The 17,333-nt window shown below is 65.7% G+C and carries 19 protein-coding genes; 8 read left to right on the top strand and 11 right to left on the bottom strand.

The window, feature by feature from the left end; translation table 11 throughout:
• On the top strand, positions 1 to 254 hold a 254-nt coding region (locus BM172_RS16430; protein WP_218154629.1), incomplete at its 5' end, for a hypothetical protein.
• A gap of 120 nt (positions 255 to 374) precedes the next feature.
• Here the strand turns inward: BM172_RS16430 and BM172_RS16435 are convergent.
• The 7 genes from BM172_RS16435 to BM172_RS16460 form a co-directional block, all read right to left on the bottom strand.
• Complete coding sequence (locus BM172_RS16435; RefSeq protein ID WP_026635178.1) at positions 375 to 1,142, bottom strand: Fic family protein; 768 nt, start codon at positions 1,140 to 1,142, stop codon at positions 375 to 377.
• Positions 1,143 to 1,150: 8 nt separating this feature from the next.
• Positions 1,151 to 1,957 (bottom strand): Stf0 family sulfotransferase, encoded by an 807-nt coding sequence (locus BM172_RS16440; protein WP_081805158.1) that lies wholly within the window; start codon positions 1,955 to 1,957, stop codon positions 1,151 to 1,153.
• A gap of 40 nt (positions 1,958 to 1,997) precedes the next feature.
• Positions 1,998 to 2,828 (bottom strand): hypothetical protein, encoded by an 831-nt coding sequence (locus BM172_RS16445; protein WP_026635176.1) that lies wholly within the window; start codon positions 2,826 to 2,828, stop codon positions 1,998 to 2,000.
• A gap of 42 nt (positions 2,829 to 2,870) precedes the next feature.
• Positions 2,871 to 3,731: a hypothetical protein gene (locus tag BM172_RS22265; RefSeq protein ID WP_143096543.1), complete on the bottom strand. Its 861-nt coding sequence runs from the start codon at positions 3,729 to 3,731 to the stop codon at positions 2,871 to 2,873.
• Between the two features lie 119 nt (positions 3,732 to 3,850).
• A complete protein-coding gene (locus BM172_RS16450) occupies positions 3,851 to 4,543 on the bottom strand; it encodes an aspartate/glutamate racemase family protein (protein WP_026635175.1) in 693 nt (230 codons plus the stop codon).
• Between the two features lie 17 nt (positions 4,544 to 4,560).
• Positions 4,561 to 5,922, bottom strand: a complete 1,362-nt coding sequence (locus tag BM172_RS16455; protein WP_026635174.1) for an amino acid permease — start codon at positions 5,920 to 5,922, stop codon at positions 4,561 to 4,563.
• Positions 5,923 to 5,950: 28 nt separating this feature from the next.
• Positions 5,951 to 6,565 (bottom strand): rhomboid family intramembrane serine protease, encoded by a 615-nt coding sequence (locus BM172_RS16460; protein WP_026635173.1) that lies wholly within the window; start codon positions 6,563 to 6,565, stop codon positions 5,951 to 5,953.
• 570 nt (positions 6,566 to 7,135) lie between these two features.
• Between BM172_RS16460 and BM172_RS16465 the strand changes: the two genes are divergently transcribed.
• Both BM172_RS16465 and BM172_RS16470 read left to right on the top strand, forming a co-directional pair.
• Positions 7,136 to 8,782: a M28 family peptidase gene (locus BM172_RS16465; RefSeq protein ID WP_051548641.1), complete on the top strand. Its 1,647-nt coding sequence runs from the start codon at positions 7,136 to 7,138 to the stop codon at positions 8,780 to 8,782.
• Between the two features lie 78 nt (positions 8,783 to 8,860).
• Positions 8,861 to 9,505: a Rossmann-fold NAD(P)-binding domain-containing protein gene (locus BM172_RS16470; protein ID WP_026635172.1), complete on the top strand. Its 645-nt coding sequence runs from the start codon at positions 8,861 to 8,863 to the stop codon at positions 9,503 to 9,505.
• Between the two features lie 349 nt (positions 9,506 to 9,854).
• Here BM172_RS16470 and BM172_RS16475 read toward each other — a convergent pair whose 3' ends face one another.
• The 3 genes from BM172_RS16475 to BM172_RS16485 form a co-directional block, all read right to left on the bottom strand.
• Positions 9,855 to 10,487: a C40 family peptidase gene (locus BM172_RS16475; protein WP_026635171.1), complete on the bottom strand. Its 633-nt coding sequence runs from the start codon at positions 10,485 to 10,487 to the stop codon at positions 9,855 to 9,857.
• A 287-nt stretch (positions 10,488 to 10,774) separates the two neighbouring features.
• Positions 10,775 to 11,470 (bottom strand): YggS family pyridoxal phosphate-dependent enzyme, encoded by a 696-nt coding sequence (locus tag BM172_RS16480; protein WP_026635170.1) that lies wholly within the window; start codon positions 11,468 to 11,470, stop codon positions 10,775 to 10,777.
• On the bottom strand, positions 11,467 to 12,891 hold the full coding sequence (locus tag BM172_RS16485; RefSeq protein WP_026635169.1) for a M20 family metallopeptidase: 1,425 nt from the start codon (positions 12,889 to 12,891) through the stop codon (positions 11,467 to 11,469). The genes BM172_RS16480 and BM172_RS16485 overlap by 4 nt, the downstream gene beginning before the upstream one ends.
• Positions 12,892 to 13,099: 208 nt before the next feature.
• Between BM172_RS16485 and BM172_RS16490 the strand changes: the two genes are divergently transcribed.
• The 4 genes from BM172_RS16490 (at position 13,100) to BM172_RS16505 (ending at position 15,195) form a co-directional block, all read left to right on the top strand.
• The gene (locus BM172_RS16490) at positions 13,100 to 13,423 is read left to right on the top strand and encodes a ComEA family DNA-binding protein (protein WP_026635168.1); all 324 of its coding nucleotides are present in this window, start codon (positions 13,100 to 13,102) and stop codon (positions 13,421 to 13,423) included.
• 180 nt (positions 13,424 to 13,603) lie between these two features.
• Positions 13,604 to 14,080: an SET domain-containing protein-lysine N-methyltransferase gene (locus tag BM172_RS16495; protein WP_026635167.1), complete on the top strand. Its 477-nt coding sequence runs from the start codon at positions 13,604 to 13,606 to the stop codon at positions 14,078 to 14,080.
• 7 nt (positions 14,081 to 14,087) lie between these two features.
• Positions 14,088 to 14,630: a GNAT family N-acetyltransferase gene (locus BM172_RS16500; RefSeq protein ID WP_026635166.1), complete on the top strand. Its 543-nt coding sequence runs from the start codon at positions 14,088 to 14,090 to the stop codon at positions 14,628 to 14,630.
• Positions 14,631 to 14,637: 7 nt separating this feature from the next.
• Positions 14,638 to 15,195: a HutD/Ves family protein gene (locus BM172_RS16505; RefSeq protein ID WP_051548639.1), complete on the top strand. Its 558-nt coding sequence runs from the start codon at positions 14,638 to 14,640 to the stop codon at positions 15,193 to 15,195.
• 85 nt (positions 15,196 to 15,280) lie between these two features.
• On the opposite strand, the gene BM172_RS16510 is transcribed toward BM172_RS16505, so the two are convergent.
• Positions 15,281 to 15,883 (bottom strand): CGNR zinc finger domain-containing protein, encoded by a 603-nt coding sequence (locus BM172_RS16510; RefSeq protein ID WP_231504193.1) that lies wholly within the window; start codon positions 15,881 to 15,883, stop codon positions 15,281 to 15,283.
• A gap of 117 nt (positions 15,884 to 16,000) precedes the next feature.
• Here BM172_RS16510 and BM172_RS16515 point away from each other — a divergent pair, with 117 nt between their 5' ends.
• A complete protein-coding gene (locus BM172_RS16515; RefSeq protein ID WP_026635164.1) occupies positions 16,001 to 17,320 on the top strand; it encodes a glycoside hydrolase family 2 in 1,320 nt (439 codons plus the stop codon).
• The last annotated feature ends 13 nt before the right edge of the window (positions 17,321 to 17,333 follow it).

Here is a 17,333-nt window from a genome sequence, read left to right on the forward strand (position 1 = left end):
TCCAGCTCCGCACCCACAACGACCTGGCCAGCATCAGCATGGCCATCAACGTCCTTACCGGCATCCTTGCCAACAGCGACACCTTCCGCGACCTGCAGGCATGCAACGTGGCTGCACAAGCGGGTGAATGGCCGCTGCCACCCACCTGCGTGGAAGGTGTGTTCACCGCTGTGCATTACTTGAGCCGCTACGCGGAATCGCTCAGCTATCGCCTCGATGAAGTCACTGAACTCATGGGAGATGACGCGACCTAAATCTCTCGATTCTCCGCAACCGCCCCACTCCTTGCCGAGGAACAAACAGCGCGCGCACAGGGAAGTGCGCGGTTTTGAGGAACGAAGACGATGCAGGGAAATCGGCTCAAGGAGTAAGTCTTACTCCTCGAACAACCTTCGCCCGCACATCGATATGAAATTCAGAAGCGGCGCCCAGTTCGCGTGATACTGCGCCTGGCGCAACCGAATCAGATAACCGCAACGCGAAAGCGCGGCAATTTCGTGCAGCGGCAAGTACACCCGGTCCTGCCGTCCGCCATTGAGCGTCCAATTGAAAATGACCCTGGCGACCCTGCCATTGCCGTCCATGAAAGGATGAAGATTCAACAAGGCAGCCATCGCCATCACGCCGGCCAAAGCGGGCTCCGAATGGACATGACTATTCCAGAACTCATGAATGGACCGGAGACCGGCACCGATGGCGCGGGGTTCCGGATAGCGGACGCTGGCGCCCGTTCGGTCGGCGGCCGTCGCGATGTCGCCGCTTCGAAATCCGCCTTCCCCACCGACCATCATGGCCTGCAGATCGAGCAAAAATTTGCAGAAGTCCGCAAAGCTCAGCCTCGTCATCGACTGAACATCAGGCAGGCCAAGAAGCGTGTCATATTCGAAAACAGTACGGCCGTCTTCGAAAACCTCGGTCGCATGTGGAGACATGTAGTCCGAAAGATCGTGCTCCAACTCGGACTGTTCGAAGCAGCCTAGATACTGAAGACGGATCGGCTGGCCATGCAGCCACGCCATGACCTTTTGCATGGCTTCGGGTGACGCATGGGAAAAGCTGCGACGGATGCTCTCCCCCACTGTCCGATAGCTATCCACCTCACCGCCGCTTGACGGAAGCTCCATGAGCTTCATCTGGCGCATGGCGGCATTCACTCGTCCGTGACAGCGGAAATAGCCAATTCTCGCGCACTGTCTTCCGCGAAACGATCACGCCACTCCCGGCTGACGCCGTCGGTCTGGCGCTCGATCAGAGGGATGGCCAATTCATCGGCAGGCTCTGGAGGTATGCCCATATCAAGAAGCAATGCACGGATAACGCCGGCGGAATCGGCCAGAAGATCTTCATAACAGATGTGGATCGGCCTTACCCCGGTGATGGCAAACATTCTTTCCCACGAAGACTTCTGGTCTTCGATACTGGAAATGCATTGCTTAATATGCTCGAAGTCATAGCGAACCTCAGGCGTGTCCGACATGCCCGCGAACCATCGCCTGCTGCGCTGAGCGCGCGAATATGACATGGCTTGGCCGATCAGATCCCGCCGGGTCAGGTATATCACGTAGTCCGGGACAATCTGCCTCAGAAATCCGGGCACGCGCCGCGATATCTCCAGATAATTGACGCCGAACATCTTGTACCCGAAGACTCCGTTTGGCGAAGTCCGCAATCGCTTGATGTCCCCCCAATATTTGGCGATTCCGGCCTCCGATATCTCGCCGGCCAGATGGGGAACATAGTCAAGCCGCCGGAGAATATCTCCGACAAACCTGAAATTCAGATACTCCATCGGAGCCCCAAGCAGGCCCGTCTGCCAGAGTCGGATAGCGCAGTAGGTACTACCCGACCTCGGGATGGTGGCCAGCATGTAAGTCAAACGCTGCTCGCCGTCGTAGCAGCCGAAATCCATTTCGGCGCTGTAGAGTCTCTCCATGACATGCGGCATTAGCTTACTCATGCACGCCAAGCCCTGATTCGCAATCCATGATCTCGAAAAGTTACCGATAAGAACCCAGGCAGGGCACGGGATCCGCGGTCAGCTTGGGGCTACTGTGAAAACTCTTCCGGTACATGTCCTGAGCCCATCGCTCGGCGGCATGTATCCGCTCATTGCTGAGCCAATGCGCCGCCTCGGCCAAGCGGTTGTTTAGAGACTTGGCATAGTCACCAGTCGCACCGAGACTCAGCAGTTTCGTCGCACCATATACGGTCTCCCAGTTTCCCACCTCAGGCAAATTGACGAGCAGCCCGCCCCCGCCGTGCGCAAGGTTGGTCGGCGCAGTCGACAGCAACTCAACCGCACGCCAATCACCGCGATCGAGAGCTTTGCCCAAATACTCGTGGGCCAGGGCCTTATATCCAGGCACATCGACAGGCGATCCCCCTTGACCGCCGGCCCCCTGGATGTAGCACATCTGGGCATCGGTGCTACCGGCCTCAGCTGCTGCCTTTACCGCCATGTTGAACTTATCGGATAGAACGTCGGGATCCCGACTGCAGGCCGAGACAGTGGAGTCCTCATTGATTGACTTCGCCTTTCCGGAGAGCTCAGCAACTTTGGCCTGGCAATTATTCTTGGACGCCAGACCCGCTCCATTCACCCTGGAATTGCAGATGTACATCTCTTGCTGCACCCGCCCGAGACTCGTAATCGCCTCCAGGCAATGCTTGGCGTTTCTGAAATCATCAAATTTAAGCTGTTTCGCCATTCCGGAATCGGCTTGAGCCGTCGACTCAACAGCCAAGGCCAGGCTCGGAGCGAAAGACGCGCCCGCCACGACAGTACACGCCAGTACCGCGCCCGCGACGAATTTATGCAGAATAATCATAAAATGCCCTTGCTTTTCATTGGTTCAATAAGTAATGCGCACTTACTTTGAGCAATCCGGCCTTGGAATAGGCGTCTTATTGAATGCGTCCTCGGCAGCCTGCCCCGCTGCCCTTGCGTCCAGCTCATTCTGATTCCGTTGCGCAAGACTTTCACCGGGCACATCGTGCTGCTGATGGTACCACTCGTGGGTGAGCACCTTTATGACGTTGCCGAATGCCCAATAAGCCGTCCCATAAATATCCGTATGGGGCGGGTTATCATCGAAAAATGTACTGGCATCGGTCATTAGCCACTTCACCGCACCGGATGGGAGCGGCTCAGTCGGATCCTCGATGCTGTCCGTCACAATATGTTTTATCGGCGCACCTGCCGAATCCACCGCCGTCCAGCCCACCTTATCGGTGAAGTTGGTCGTATAGACCGGCGTAAGGTGTCCGTAATACGTCGCGCACTTCTCCGCGGCGTCTTTGTACTCCTGCGAGATCGCGGAGTCGCCGGCATCACCGCTGCTGCCACTTCCCCCACTCGACCCTCCACTCCCTCCGTTCCCGGAGCTTCCGCCTCCGCCGGTCAAGGGAGGCGGCGGCGGCGCCGGTGGTGGCACCCAAGCCGTGGTATGGCACCCGGACGCATCGCAGCCACCTCCGGTGGGTGGCTCGGTGCCGCTATTTGTTCCGTAAATGAGCTCAACTTCCTCAGCAGTCAGGGCGCGCGCCGAGCGACTGCTCCGAGTTGCTTCATTGATATCGCTACTGTTGAGCGTCGTCGGTGCTTTTGCCGAAGTCGCAGGAGCCGCGTCCTGCTCGATGCTTTTTGAGTTCACGTAGTAGACGTAGCCACCGGCAAACACGCTGGGGACAACGACGTAACTCAGGGAAAAGTAGAACTTGGCTAGCTTCACGACCATCTCCATGTCTGCCGCCCCGCCATCAGGAGCAGGCGGGTTTAGAGTCCTGGATGGATCGTAACAGGCGTGTTTGACGTCATGGAGATTTCGACCTACGCCGGCATGACGCACATTTAGCCCAGCATAAAATCCACCGCCGCCGCCGCATGCAACGCCGCCGTGTCAAACAACGGCACCGGGCTATCCTCACGCCCGACCAGCAAGCCAATCTCGGTACACCCGAGGATAATCGCCTGCGCCCCGCGCGCCGCGCAGTCCACCATGATCTCGCGATAGCGCTGCCGCGACGACTCGATCGCGATGCCGGCGCACAATTCCTCGTAGATGACGCGATGCACCTCGCGCCGTTGCCCGTCATCCGGTACCAGGCAGCGAATGCCGTAGCGACTGCGCAGGCGTTCGCGGTAGAACTCCTGCTCCATCGTAAACGCCGTGCCAAGCAAGGCCACCTGATGAAACCCGGCCTCGCGCAAGGCCAAGCCCGTCGGATCGACGATATGCAGAAACGGCAGCGGCGTCGCCGCCACCACCGCATCCGCCACCTTGTGCATCGTATTGGTCGCCAGCACGATCGCCTGCGCCCCGCCCGCCTCCAGGCGCCGCGCCGACGCGGCCAGCAGCTTGCCGGCGTGATGCCAGTCGCCCTGCCGCTGCAGGGCCTCGATCTCGCCGAAATCCAGGCTGTCCAGCAACAGGCGCGCGGAGCGCAGCGGCCCCAGCCGCTGGCGCACGCCGCGGTTGATCATCTGGTAGTAGGCAACCGTCGATTCCCAACTCATGCCGCCGATCAGGCCAACCGTGCGCATGCGGGGCTCCATCATGGTCAGATCGCCCGCGGCTCGAGCGCGCGCATCCGCGCGCCGATGCCCAGCAGGCGATACGCCAGCGACAGCAGCACCACCCAGCCCGCGCCCACGTACAGCGCCACGCGCGTATCGGCGCTGTAGCCGAGCATGAACAGCACGAAGGCCAGGAACAGCAGGCACACCACGCTGGTCAGCGGCCACGCGCGCAGCGGGAACGCGGTGGCGCCGTGACGGCGGCGGAAGCTGTAGTGGGCGATCAGCACCATCATCCAGGTCCACACCGTATTGAAGGCCAGGATCGACATCATCATCGCGAAGATGCGTTCCGGCAGCAGGTAGTTCAGCACCACGCCGAACACCAGGCAGGCCAGCGTCACCAGCACCGCGCGCACCGGCACGCCATGTTCGCTCACCTGGCCCAGGAAGGCCGGCGCCTGCGCCTTGGTCGACAGGCTGTACAGCATGCGGCTGCCGCTGAAGGTGGTGCTGTTGAAGCCCGACAGCGCGGCGGTGATCACCACGAAATTAATCAGGCCGGCGGCCTGCGGAATGCCCAGCTTGCCGAAGGTGGTGACAAACGGGCTGCCCTGTGTGCCGAGCTGGTCCCACGGGTAGATCGCCATGATCACGAACAGCGCGCCCACGTAGAAAATCAGGATGCGCCACAGCACCGAGTTCACCGCGCGCGGAATGGTGCGCTCCGGCTGCGCGGCCTCGCCCGCCGCCATGCCGATGGTCTCGATGCCGCCGAAGGCGAACACCACCACCGGCAAGGCCAGCACCATGCCGGTGAAGCCATGCGGGAACCAGCCGCCGTGCGACCACAGGTTGGCCAGGCCCACCGGCTGGCCGCCGTTGCCCCAGCCCAGCCAGATCATGCCGGCGCCGCCGAGGATCATCAGCACCACCGTGACCACCTTGATCAGGGTGAACCAGAATTCCATCTCGCCGTAGACCTTCACCGCCATCAGGTTCAGGCCGCCGATCATCGCCACGCTGCCGAACACCCAGATCCATTGCGGCAGCTCGGGGAACCACTGGCGCATGTAGATGCCCACCGCGGTGCTCTCGGCCATGCCCACGCCGACCATCAGGATCCAGTAGTTCCACCCGGTGAGATAACCGGCGAACGGCCCCAGGTAGCGATGCGCGTAGGTGCTGAACGAGCCTGCCACCGGATCGTGCACGGCCATCTCGCCCAGCGCGCGCATGATGATGAAGATCATCGCGCCGCCGAACAGATAGGCGAACAGCACCGAGGGGCCGGCCAGGTTGATCGCGTTGGCGGAGCCCAGGAACAGGCCGGCGCCGATCGCCATCCCCAGGGCCATGAAGGTGATATGGCGCGGGGTGAGCCGGCGCTGCAGGTGCTGAGTCATCGAGAAAACAACCGCGAAGTGGAAAGGGTCAGCGCAACAGGCGCCGCTTGGGTTTGATCGGCAGCCGGCCGCGCAGGTACTGCAGCATCACGTAGCCGCCCAGCATGCCGCCCAGGTGGGCGAAGTGCGCGATGCCGGGCATCCAGCCGAGCACCCCGGCGACCAGCTCCAGCGCGGCGTAGCCGAGAACAAGCGGCAAGGCCGGGATCGCGGCCGGGATCGGGAAGACGATCATCCGCTCGCGCGGCCACAGCAGACCGAACGCCAGCAGCAGGCCGAAGATGGCGCCGGACGCGCCGACCGTCGGGCTCTGGAAATCCCCCTCGACATAGCGCAGCCACAGCAGCTGCAGGATCGAGGCGGTGATCAGGCAGACGAAGTAATAGATGGTGTAGTTGCGCGCCTCCAGCGCCCGCTCGACCTGGCTGCCGAACATGAACAAGGCGTACATGTTGAACAGCAGGTGCGGCCAGCCGCCATGCATGAAGGCATTGGTGACGATCTGCCAGGGCTGGAAATAGCCGCTGCCCAGCGGCCACAGCGCCAGGGGCACCATCGCGGCAGGCATCAGCATCTGCAGCAGGAAGACCGCCACGTTGGCGATCAGCAGGTTGCGGGTAACCGGGGCGAGATTGGGGAACATGGTCGATTCCGAGGCCAGCGGCCAAGGGTAGCGGCTGCCGGGCGGTATCGCCATCAAGGGCTGCGACGACCAGCCATGCCCGGGCCGGGAGCCTTTGCGGGCGCTGCCCGGCATCGTCGTGGCGGCCTTCTGCGACACTGACGTCAATGCGCGCACTGGTCGCCGGCCGGCACCACCATGCCGCGCCGCACAAATAGACGTCTATACGTCCGATCAACGATGCAGCGTGACCGATCTCCGCCAGAGACATCGGCGAACGGGCACTGGCAGCTCGCCCACCGGCATCTCGCTGCGCGACCTGGACCGGAAGACCACGCCAACGCCCATGGGCGGGCATCGCATTTTCTTTCCGGAAGCATCCGCTGCGAGCCCAAGCGGAACCTATCGCGACATCGGTGCCACGCCCGCTCAATGAGGACAAAAGCGGACGCATCGAAGCGACCCAAGTCGATCGGCGCAAGCCAATCGCAGAAAGCTGCCGCGCCCGCCGCTGAACGCGAAAACTTGCGCGTTTTCAGCAGGCTCCGCTGCGGTTACATTCCCGCCTGTCTCGCGCAGGAGCCGAGGGGAATGCGCCGTCTTGTGTCTGCCGTGGTGATGAGTGTGATGCTGGCTGCGTGCCAGCATCATTCGTCGTCGCGCGACAACGAAGTCTCGGCGCACTTTTCACCCGGCATCATGCCGGAGGATCTGGCCGTCCATTTCCATGCGCTGTCCGCGCCCGAGCTGCGCGACCGCTCCCCCGGCAGCGCCGGCGAGCGGCATACCGTCGACTATCTGATCGCGCAGTTCCAGCGCATGGGTCTGCAGCCAGGCCTCGACGACCAGTGGACGCAGGACGTGCCCTATGTGCGCAGCGCGGTGGTGCATCCGGAACGCATGACCCTGCAGATCGACGGCGGCGCGCAGCCGCTGTCGCTGGCCTACGGCATCGACATGGTCGCCAACTCGCCCGCCAACCAGGCGCACGCGGCGATCGAGCATGCGGCGATGGTGTTCGCCGGCTACGGCATCGACGATCCGGCGCAGGACTGGGACGACTACGCCGGCATCGACGTCAAGGGCAAGACCGTGGTGGTGCTGGCCAACGATCCGGGCTGGGGCAGCCAGGATGCTTCGCTGTTCCAGGGCCGCACGCCCACCTTGTTCGGCTCCTGGCGCTACAAGCTGGAGCAGGCCGCGCGCCACGGTGCGGCGGCGCTGTTCGTGGTGCACGACGAGGCCGCCTCCGGCTTTGCGTGGAACACCGTGCGCCAGCGCTGGGGCGGCCCCTGGTACGGCTTGCCGGGCGACGCGGCCACGGCGACGCCGATCGCCGGCTGGCTGAGCGACGGCGCGGCGAGAAAACTGTTCGCCAGCGTCGGCCAGGATTTCCAGGCGCTGCGCGCCGCCGCGCATCGCCGTGGTTTCCATGCGGTGCCGCTCGCGGCGAACGCCAGCCTCGCCTTCGACAGCACGGTGAGCCGCGGCGTCTCCCCCAACGTGATCGCCCGCCTGCCCGGCAGCAAGCATGCGGACGAAGCGGTGGTGTATGCCGCGCACTGGAATCATCCGGACGCGCGCGACAGCCAGTCGCTGCACGGCGTGGCCGAAAGCGCCGCCGGCCTGGCCGGCCTGCTCGAACTGGCCGAGGCCTTCGCGCATCGCGCGCCCAAGCCGCACCGCTCGCTGCTGTTCGTCGCGCTGACCATGGAAGAATCAGGACAGCTCGGTTCGCGCTGGTACGTCGATCATCCGGCGGTGTCGATGGAGCACACGGTGGCGGAAATCCAGCTCGATGCGCTGCCCTGGATCGGACCCAGCCGCGACCTCGACGTGCTCGGCTACGGCCAGTCGCAGCTGGACGACTATCTGGCCGAGGCACTGCACAGCCAGCACCGCAACATGGGCTCCGGCGACGAACTGGCCGGCATGCAGCTGTTCCGCTCCGACGCGCTGAGCTTCGCCACGCGCGGCGTGCCGGTGCTGTACGCCCGCTCCGGACTGGACCTGCGCGACGGCGGCGACGCCGCCGGGCGCAAACGCTACGACGACTACCTTGCCGCCAGCGACGTGGTGCCGCCGGCCGACGCCGCCCCGACCTGGGACCTGCGCGGACTGGTCGACGACCTGCGCGCGCTCTTCATGGTCGGCGGCAAGCTGTCGATGGAGACGGCCTATCCGCAGTGGAAGCCGATGGCCAGTTTCCATCGGCCTGTGACGGTGGTCGCGCGCTAGCGTTTCCGGCGCAAGTCATTACGCGCAACAAAGACAGGCCGTGGCAAGCTGGACGCGTCGGATCACTCGCCGCGCGCCATGACCGCTTCACCCCTCCATGTCCTCCTCGCCGGCGCCACCGGCCTCACCGGCGGCGGCGTGCTGCGCGAGCTGCTGGCCGCTCCCGATGTCGCGCGCGTGCTGGCGCCGACCCGCCACCCGCTGCCGCCCGCGCCGCGCCTGGAGAACCCCGTCGGCGTCCTGCAACGCGTGCTGCCGCAGCTGCAGCCTCCGGTCGATATCGCGATCTGCTGCCTGGGCACCACCATCGCCCGCGCCGGCTCCCGCGAAGCCTTCCGCATGGCCGACTTCGACCTGCCCCTGGCGGTGGCGCGACGCGCCCGCAAACTCGGCGCACGGCATTGCCTGGTGATGAGTTCGCTGGGTGCGGACGCTTCGTCGCGCACGTTCTACACGCGGGTGAAGGGTGAGCTGGAGCAGGCGCTGATCGCACAGGACTGGCCGCAACTGACCATCGTGCGCCCTTCGCTGCTGCTCGGCCCCCGCGCCGAATTCCGTCTCGGCGAAACGATCGCCGCCCCACTGTCCCGCCTGCTGCCCGGGCGCTGGCGCGGCATCCACGTGGAGACGGTCGCCAGGGCGTTGTGGCGGTTGGCGCGGGAAAAGGGCGAAGGTGTGCGGGTTGTTGAATCGGATGAGTTGAGGCGGCTGGGTGCCAGGTAGATTCGGCAAGCGATCAATGTTCCGCTCCGCCCGGCCCCTCACCCTGCCCTCTCCCCGCAGGGGAGAGGGGTGATGGGGTGTGGCAAGAACAGCGCAGCGCCAAAGCTCGCCTCAGTCCTAGCTCTTAGGCCATTTCTTTTTGGTTACTTTTGCTTTGGGCCAGCAAAGAAAAAGTGACCCGGGCGCCGGCAGGCGCACGGAACGCCCGCTGCGTAAGCGGCCCGGTTGCGGGATCGCGACAATCAGGCGACACGGAAACTGGATTCCGGCCTGCGCCGGAATGACGGCGGAGCCCCATAAAAAAGGCCGCCCCGGAGGGCGGCCTCGGACTGCGGAAAAAGCGGAACGATCAGCCGTTCTGCGCCATGCCCTCAGGGCGCTTGGCGCCGGCAAAACGCTTCGCCCAATAGGACTCGTCCAGACTGTCCACGCGCACCGTCTTGCCGCGCGACGGCGAATGAATGAACTGCCCATTGGCGATATAGATACCCACATGCGAAATGCGACCGCCGCCACGACGACCACCCGCCGTGCGGAAAAACACCAGGTCGCCCGGCTGCATCTCGGTGCGATTGACCTTCAGCCCCGCCAGGAACTGCCCGGCCGAGTTGGTCGGCAACTCCAGCCCGACGGCATGCGAGAACACATAGCGGACGAAACCGCTGCAGTCGAAACCGGTGGAAGGATCGTGGCCGCCGCGCACATAACGGATATCGCGCAGCTGCATGGCCAGGTCGATCAGGGTCTTGCGCAGGTCGTCGGCGTTGCTGGCCTGTTCCTCGATCGCCGGCGCGGCGGGCAGCGCGGACTGGGACAGCATCTGGGCCGGGGCGAGCGCGGCGAACTGGCTCATCAACGGCGGGGTGATGGTGGCGACAGCAGGGCTGGCCTGCGATTGTCCGCTGGGGCTGGCGAAGACGGGACCGGAAACGAGCGCGGCGGCGGCCAGCACGGAGAAGACGGTCAATCGCTTGATTGGCATGCGGGACAAATCCCTTTGCTGTTCATGAGATTGGCCGTCGGATGTGTCGACGACCGTGACGAAGTCGTGAACTTAGCAAAGCGATATAGGCCTTATGTTCGATCCGGGTTAACTAAACCCCGCAGTTTCGAAAAGCTGAAGGGCTCAGCAACGTGCGGTATCCCTCTGAAAGCCGAACGGAATCACTGCAAGTCGAGGCCCCGTCTAGGAAATTTTCCTAGATTAATCATCGTCGCGAAGTTGTGACGGAGGTCCGTAACAGGTCTGCAAAGACCCTGGCCCCAGTGTTACGCCCGGCGTCCGAAGATCGCCGTGCCGATGCGCAATTCGGTGGCGCCCTCGGCCACGGCCAGCGGGAAATCCCCGCTCATGCCCATCGACAGCCGCGGCAGCTGGTGGCCCTCGCCGGCCATGCGGTCGCGCAGCTCGCGCAGCAGGCGGAAGCAGGCGCGCACCGGGGCGGACTCGTCCGCCACCACCGCCATGGTCATCAGGCCGCGCACGCGCAGCGTGTCGAGGCCGCGCAGGCGGGCCAGGAAATCGGGCAGCTGCGCCGGGTCGAGGCCTTGCTTGCTCTGTTCCGGCGAGGTCTTCACCTGCACCAGCACGTCGATCGCGCGGCCTTCCGCCTGCAGGCGGCGGTCCAGCGCCTCGGCCAGCTCCCAGCGGTCCAGCGATTGCACCTCGCTGGCGAGCCTGGCCACGTCCTTGGCCTTGTTGGTCTGCAGGTGGCCGATCACCACCCAGGCGATGCCGCAGTCGGCGAGCGGGCCGGCCTTCTCGCGGATTTCCTGCACCTTGTTCTCGCCGAAGCGGTGCAGCCCCAGCGCCGTCGCGGCGCGGATGGCGTCCGCCCCGAAGGTCTTGCTCACCGGCAGCACATCGACTTCCGCGGGATCGCGGCCCGCCTCGCGGCAGGCCGCATCGACCCGCTGGCGTACCGCGGCCCAGTTGGCCGCGAGGTAGCCGTAGTCGTGGTTCAAGCCTTGCCGCCCTGCTCGAAATGGCGCGCCACCACCTCGGCCACCACCATGCTCACCTTCTTGCCGGTGGGGATGTGCAGGAATTCGTTGGGGCCGTGCGCATTGGAATGCGGACCGAGCACGCCGGTGATCAGGAACTGCGCCTTGGGGAATTTCTCGCCGAGCATGCCCATGAAGGGAATGCTGCCGCCCTCGCCCATGTAGGCCGCCGGCGCGCCGAAATAGTTCTGCGACGCCTGCGCCACCGTCTGCTCCAGCCACGGCGACAGCTGCGGCGCGTGCCAGCCGCCACCGTCCTTCTCCAGCTTGAAGCTGACCTTGGCGCCGTACGGCGGATCCTTTTCCAGCAGCTGCTTGACGAACTGGCCGGCCTGGCTGCCGTTGAGCGTCGGCGGCAGGCGCAGGCTGAGCTTCACCGCGGTCTTGGGGCGCAGCACGTTGCCGGCGCTCTCCAGCGGCGGCAGGCCCTCCGCGCCGGTCACCGCCAGCTGCGGGCGCCAGGTGCGGTTGAGCACCAGCTCGGTGAGATCCTCGGTGACCGGATGCATGCCTTCCACGAAGGGAAACTTCTCGTAGATAGCGGTGCCCAGCACCGTGGACGCCTGCTTCGCCTGCTCCACGCGCTGCGCCGGAATCTCGGCGTACAGCTCCTTCGGCTTGACCGTGCCGGTTTGCGGATCTTCCAGGCGCGACAGCAGCTCGCGCAGGATGCGGAAGCTCGACGGCACCACGCCGGAGGCGTCGCCGGAATGCACGCCTTCCTCGAGCACCTGCACGCTCAGCTCGCCGCCGGTCATGCCGCGTAGCGAGGTGGTCAGCCACAGCTGGTCGTAGTTGCCGCAGCCGGAGTCCAGGCACACCACCAGCGACGGATTGCCGATGCGCGCGGCCAGATGGTCCACGTAGTACGGCAGGTCGTAGCTGCCCGATTCCTCGCAGGCTTCGATCAGCACCACGCAGCGCGCATGCGCAATACCTTGCTCGCGCAGCGCCAGCAGCGCGGCGAGCGAACCGAAGATGGCGTAGCCATCGTCCGCGCCGCCGCGGCCGTAGAGCTTGTCGCCCTTGATCACCGGCGTCCACGGGCCCAGGCCCTCGGCCCAGCCGGTCATCTCCGGCTGCTTGTCGAGATGGCCGTAGAGCATCACGGTGTCGTCGCTCTGGCCGGGCACCTCGATGTAGATCAGCGGCGTGCGGCCTTCCAGGCGCACCACCTCGAGCGTCGCGCCCGGCAGCGCCGGCAGCTTGCTGCGCGCCCAGGTCTCCATCAGCTTCACCGCGGCGTCCATGTAGCCGTGCTCCGCCCACTTCGGGTCGAACATCGGCGACTTGTTCGGAATGCGGATGTACTCCATCAGCTGGGGCACGATCTCTTCATCCCACAGGCCGCTGACGAAGTGCGAGAGACGGGCGGTATCCATGGGGAAGCTCCTGCGATGGGGAAAGCTCCGATTGTATCAGCGCCCAGCAGACGCCCGCCGACACGCGGTAGGCGCATGCCCACGCCGCGCGGCGATACACGCGCACCGCACGGCGCTCCGCGCGCCGGCTGTGGCGCAGCGGCAACGGCGGCATCGTGGCTGGGCGGCGCACAGGCGCCGCGCTTTCCCACTGACGAGGAGAATCCCCATGCTTCGCAAGTTCGCCATCGGCCTGCTCGGCCTGCTGCTGTTGCTGCCCCTGCACGCCGCCACGCCGGTCAACGTCAACACCGCCGACGCCGCCACCATCGCCAAGGCGCTGGACGGCATCGGTCCGGCCAAGGCCGCGGCCATCGTGGCCTGGCGCCAGGAACACGGCCCGTTCAAGAGCGTGGACGAGGTGGGCCAGGTCAAGGGCGTCGGCGCCAGCACGCTGGAACGCAACCGCGCCGCGATCCTGATCACCGAGGAAGGCGGCAACGGCGGCGCGGCGCCGGCCACGACGAAAAAGCCCGCGAAAACCGAGACATAAGCTCCAGTCCGCCTGGGCGCCCTGGGTGCCGGATGGCCCGGCGCGGCTCTGGCGAGCCGCGCCGGTTGCGCCTACACTCCGCGTTCACGACCTCCGGACCAACGCCTTCACCACCCGGGCCGGAGCTGTCACAGGGGCCATGTACCTGATTCAGCAGCACAACCATTTGCTTCCCACGCCATGATCCTGCCGCGTTACCGCATCGCCGCCTCGGGTATCGGAGGCGCCGGCAAGGGGCTGTTCCTGGATGAAGACGTCGCCGCCGGCAGCATCGTCACCGCGCCGGACGCGATCGACCGCACCTGGAGCCTTACCGACATCATGGCCACGCCGGAGCTGCGCACGCAGTTGTACGCGGCTGCGCGCTGGTTCGAGGACCGCTACACGCTGTCCCCCGACTGGCCCGACGAGTGCTACATCAACCACAGCTTCGAGCCCACCGGGCTGTGGCATCTCGGTTTCGTGTTCGCCGCGCGGGCCCTGCCCGCCGGCAGCGAAATCACGGTGGACTACCGCCACCTGCTCCCGCCGGGACAGGAAGAGGACTTCATCGACACGGCCACCGGCGAGAAAATCGTCGGCCTGAGCTGGGCCGAGAGTCTCGCCACGAGTACCCGCGCCCTCGCCAGCCTGCTGGCCGGCACGCCTGCCATCTGATATCGCGATGTTCGACATACCCACCATCGAAACCGCGCGCCTGCGCCTGACCTCCCTCACCGCCCGCCATTTCGACGACTACGCCGCGATGCTCGCCGACCCCACCAGCACGCGCTGGGTCGGCGACGGCGAGCCGCTCGATCGCGGCCACGCCTGGCGTTCGCTGGCGATGCTGCTCGGCCATTGGCAATTGCGCGGCTACGGCATGTGGGCGCTGGAACTGAAGGACAGCGGCGCCTTCGTCGGCCGCGCCGGCCTGATGAATCCGGAAGGCTGGCCCGATATCGAACTGGGCTGGATGCTCAAGTCCGAATACCGCCACCACGGCTACGCCACCGAAGCGAGCCTGGCCATCCTCGAGCACGCCTGGAGCCAGCTGCGCGTGCCGCGCGTGATCAGCCTGGTCCGCGTCGGCAACGAAGCCTCCGACCGCCTGGCCGAGCGCCTCGGCGGCGAGCACATCGAAGACATGGATTTCTGCGGCAGCTACAACCACGTCTTCGCGTACTACCCGCCGTACCGCGAAGCCCGCCGCGCCGCCTACGCCTGATCGCGGCATGAGCGCCTTCCACCGCGTACCGGCTGAAACCCTGCACGCGGAGCCCTGGGCCAATGGCGCCGGCACCACGATGGTGCTGGCCAGCGGCCCGGACCCCAAGGCCTGGCGCTGGCGCCTGAGCATCGCCCGCATCGAACAGGATGCCGCGTTCTCCGCCCTGCCCGGCGTGCAGCGCCAGTTCGCCGCGCTCGATGCGTCGATCGTGCTGGCTTTCGCCGGAAACGAACGACAGGCGCTGCGCCTTGCCGTCATCCGCTTCGACGGCGCCGACGCGCCGCAGGCACGCCTGACCGACGGACCGACCCGCGCGTTCAACCTGATGCTGCGCGACGGCGCGGAAGGCGAGCTGATCGCGCGCCCCTTGAACGGCGCGATGGTATTGCCGCCGTCGGCCGGCGCGCACTGGTTCCTGTACATGCTGGCCGGCCAGGCCGAGCTGCGCAGCGGCGGCGAAAGCCTGCAAGTGGTGCAGGACGACCCGGTGTGGATCGAAGCGGCCGGCACGCTGCGCATCGAAGGCGGCGGCGAAGTGGTGCTGGCGCGCATCGAAGACTGAGCTCTGCGCGGATACGGGCGGCGCATACGCGCAATGAGCGCCGCGGACAACCGGTATTACCGAAGCCTCGCCCACTCCAGGCTCATCATTGGCCGCGCCGATACCGCTTCATCTTGTCCGCCGTGCCGCAGGTTTCCATCGCGCACCAGCGGCGGCGCTGGTTCTTGCTGGTATCCAGGAACAGCCAGCCGCACGAACTGGTATTGCAGCAGCGGCGCAACGGCGGCGCGGACGATGCGCCGAGCAAGTCCAGCGCATCGAGTGCGATGCGCTTGAGCGGCAGCAGCACGTTGCGTGCATCGTCGCGCCAATGCATGCGCCCGTCGGCACCCAGCGCCTGGCTGGACCAGGCGCGATGCAGCCATTGATCCACGCCCTGCACGGCATCCGCCGGTGCCTGCATGCCATCGATGCGCGATGCGAGCAAGGCATGCAGGTGATCGCGCAGAGTGCGCACCTGCCGCATCCATGCAGCGCGCTGGCCCGCTCCTTCAGGCACGGCGATGCGTTCGCGCGGGCCTAGCGCACCGGCGCGCAGACACCATTCGATAAAACGCTCCGGCTCGCCGATGTAGTCCTCCGCATCCTCCGCGTAGCGATCGTGGATCGAGTTGACGAAATCCAGGCACAGGCGCCCGCCATCCAGGCGGATCGCGGCGATCGGTCGAGCGGGGCGATGTCGGTTCATGGATAACAAGCGGGTCACTGGTTTCTGCAGATCGGCGGGCCTGGCTTCGAGCACTTGCGCTACCGTCTAAACCCACTTAGATAGTAGCAGTCTTCGGGACCGCTCCAGAGGGCGCCAATGACCAGCTCAACAAGACCTGCCGCCGCCCCCGCGGGACCGGCGCGCCATGCATCGCCGCGAACGCTCGCGACCTGGATCGTGCTGCTCAGCCTGATCGGCCTCGGCGCCGTCATCGTGACCCTGGCGATCGGCGGCCGCCCCGATCCCGCCGCGTTGCGTGCGGCCGCTCCGCAGCTCGATGGCCCATGGCGCTTCCACACCGGCGACGACCCGAGCTGGGCCGATGCCAGCGTGAACGACAGCCACTGGGAAACCATGGACCTGAGCGCACCGGCAAGCAGCATCGATGGCGATGTGGGCCTGCCGAACTACCTTGGGGGATGGATGGCGCACGGCCATCCCGGCTATCAAGGCTACGCGTGGTATCGGCGCACGGTCATGGTGCCGCCTGGCACCCAAGGATGGGACATCCTCGGGCCGACCGCCGTCGACGACGGCTACGAGCTGTATTGGAACGGGCAGCTGCTGGGCGGCTCGGGCCGGCTTGGCGCATCCCCACGCATGGTCGGCACGCGGCCGCTGATTTTCGCGCTGCCGGCCGATTCGGGCGGCACCACCGGCGTGCTCGCCATCCGCGTCTTCATGCAGCCGAGCCCCGACTTCGCCGCCAACGGCGGCGGCATCCACGTGGCGCCGGCGCTGGCGCCACGGCCGCAGAGCCGCGAGCTTTATCACGTGCAGTGGTGGCGCACGATCGCCGGCTATATCGTCGAGCTGGTCGAGCCGCTCGCCATGTTCGCGCTGATCGGCATGGCGCTGGTGCTGCGCTCGCGCAGCAGCCATCCGCGCTTTATCGGCCTGGCCTGTATCGCGCTGGTGTTCTCGGCGATGAACCGGCTCGACAACGCGATCGTCTCGTGGACCGACCTGCAGAGCCTGCCCACCTACGCCTGGTTGTCGAAAGTGCTGTGGACGCCGCTCAGCCTCGCGGCCTGGACGCTGGCCTGGAACCGCTGGTGCCAGCGCCCCTGGCGCACCGTCGACGGCGCCGCGCTGGTGCTGGCCGCGGTGGGCATGGCAGCCGGTGCGACGCATCTGGTGGCGCTGACCCGCCCCTATCGGCTCGGCCTGCTCGCGCTGCTTGTGCTGATCTTGCTGCGGGTGGTCCGCGAAGGCCCGCTGCGCATCCTGGCGACCGCCACGATGGCCTTGATCCTGATCGCGCACTTCACCGGCGAGCTGCGCGCGATCGGCGTAGCGGAAATCTGGTTCCCGTTCGGCATCGGCGTCACGCTGACGCAGTACATCTATGCGATCGCGATACCGCTGCTGGCCTTGCTGATCGTCCGAACGCTGGACTCGAACAGCGTCCGCTGAGATTTCATCGCCC

The organism is Dyella marensis (assembly GCF_900112865.1).
GTDB lineage: Bacteria > Pseudomonadota > Gammaproteobacteria > Xanthomonadales > Rhodanobacteraceae > Dyella_D > Dyella_D marensis_A.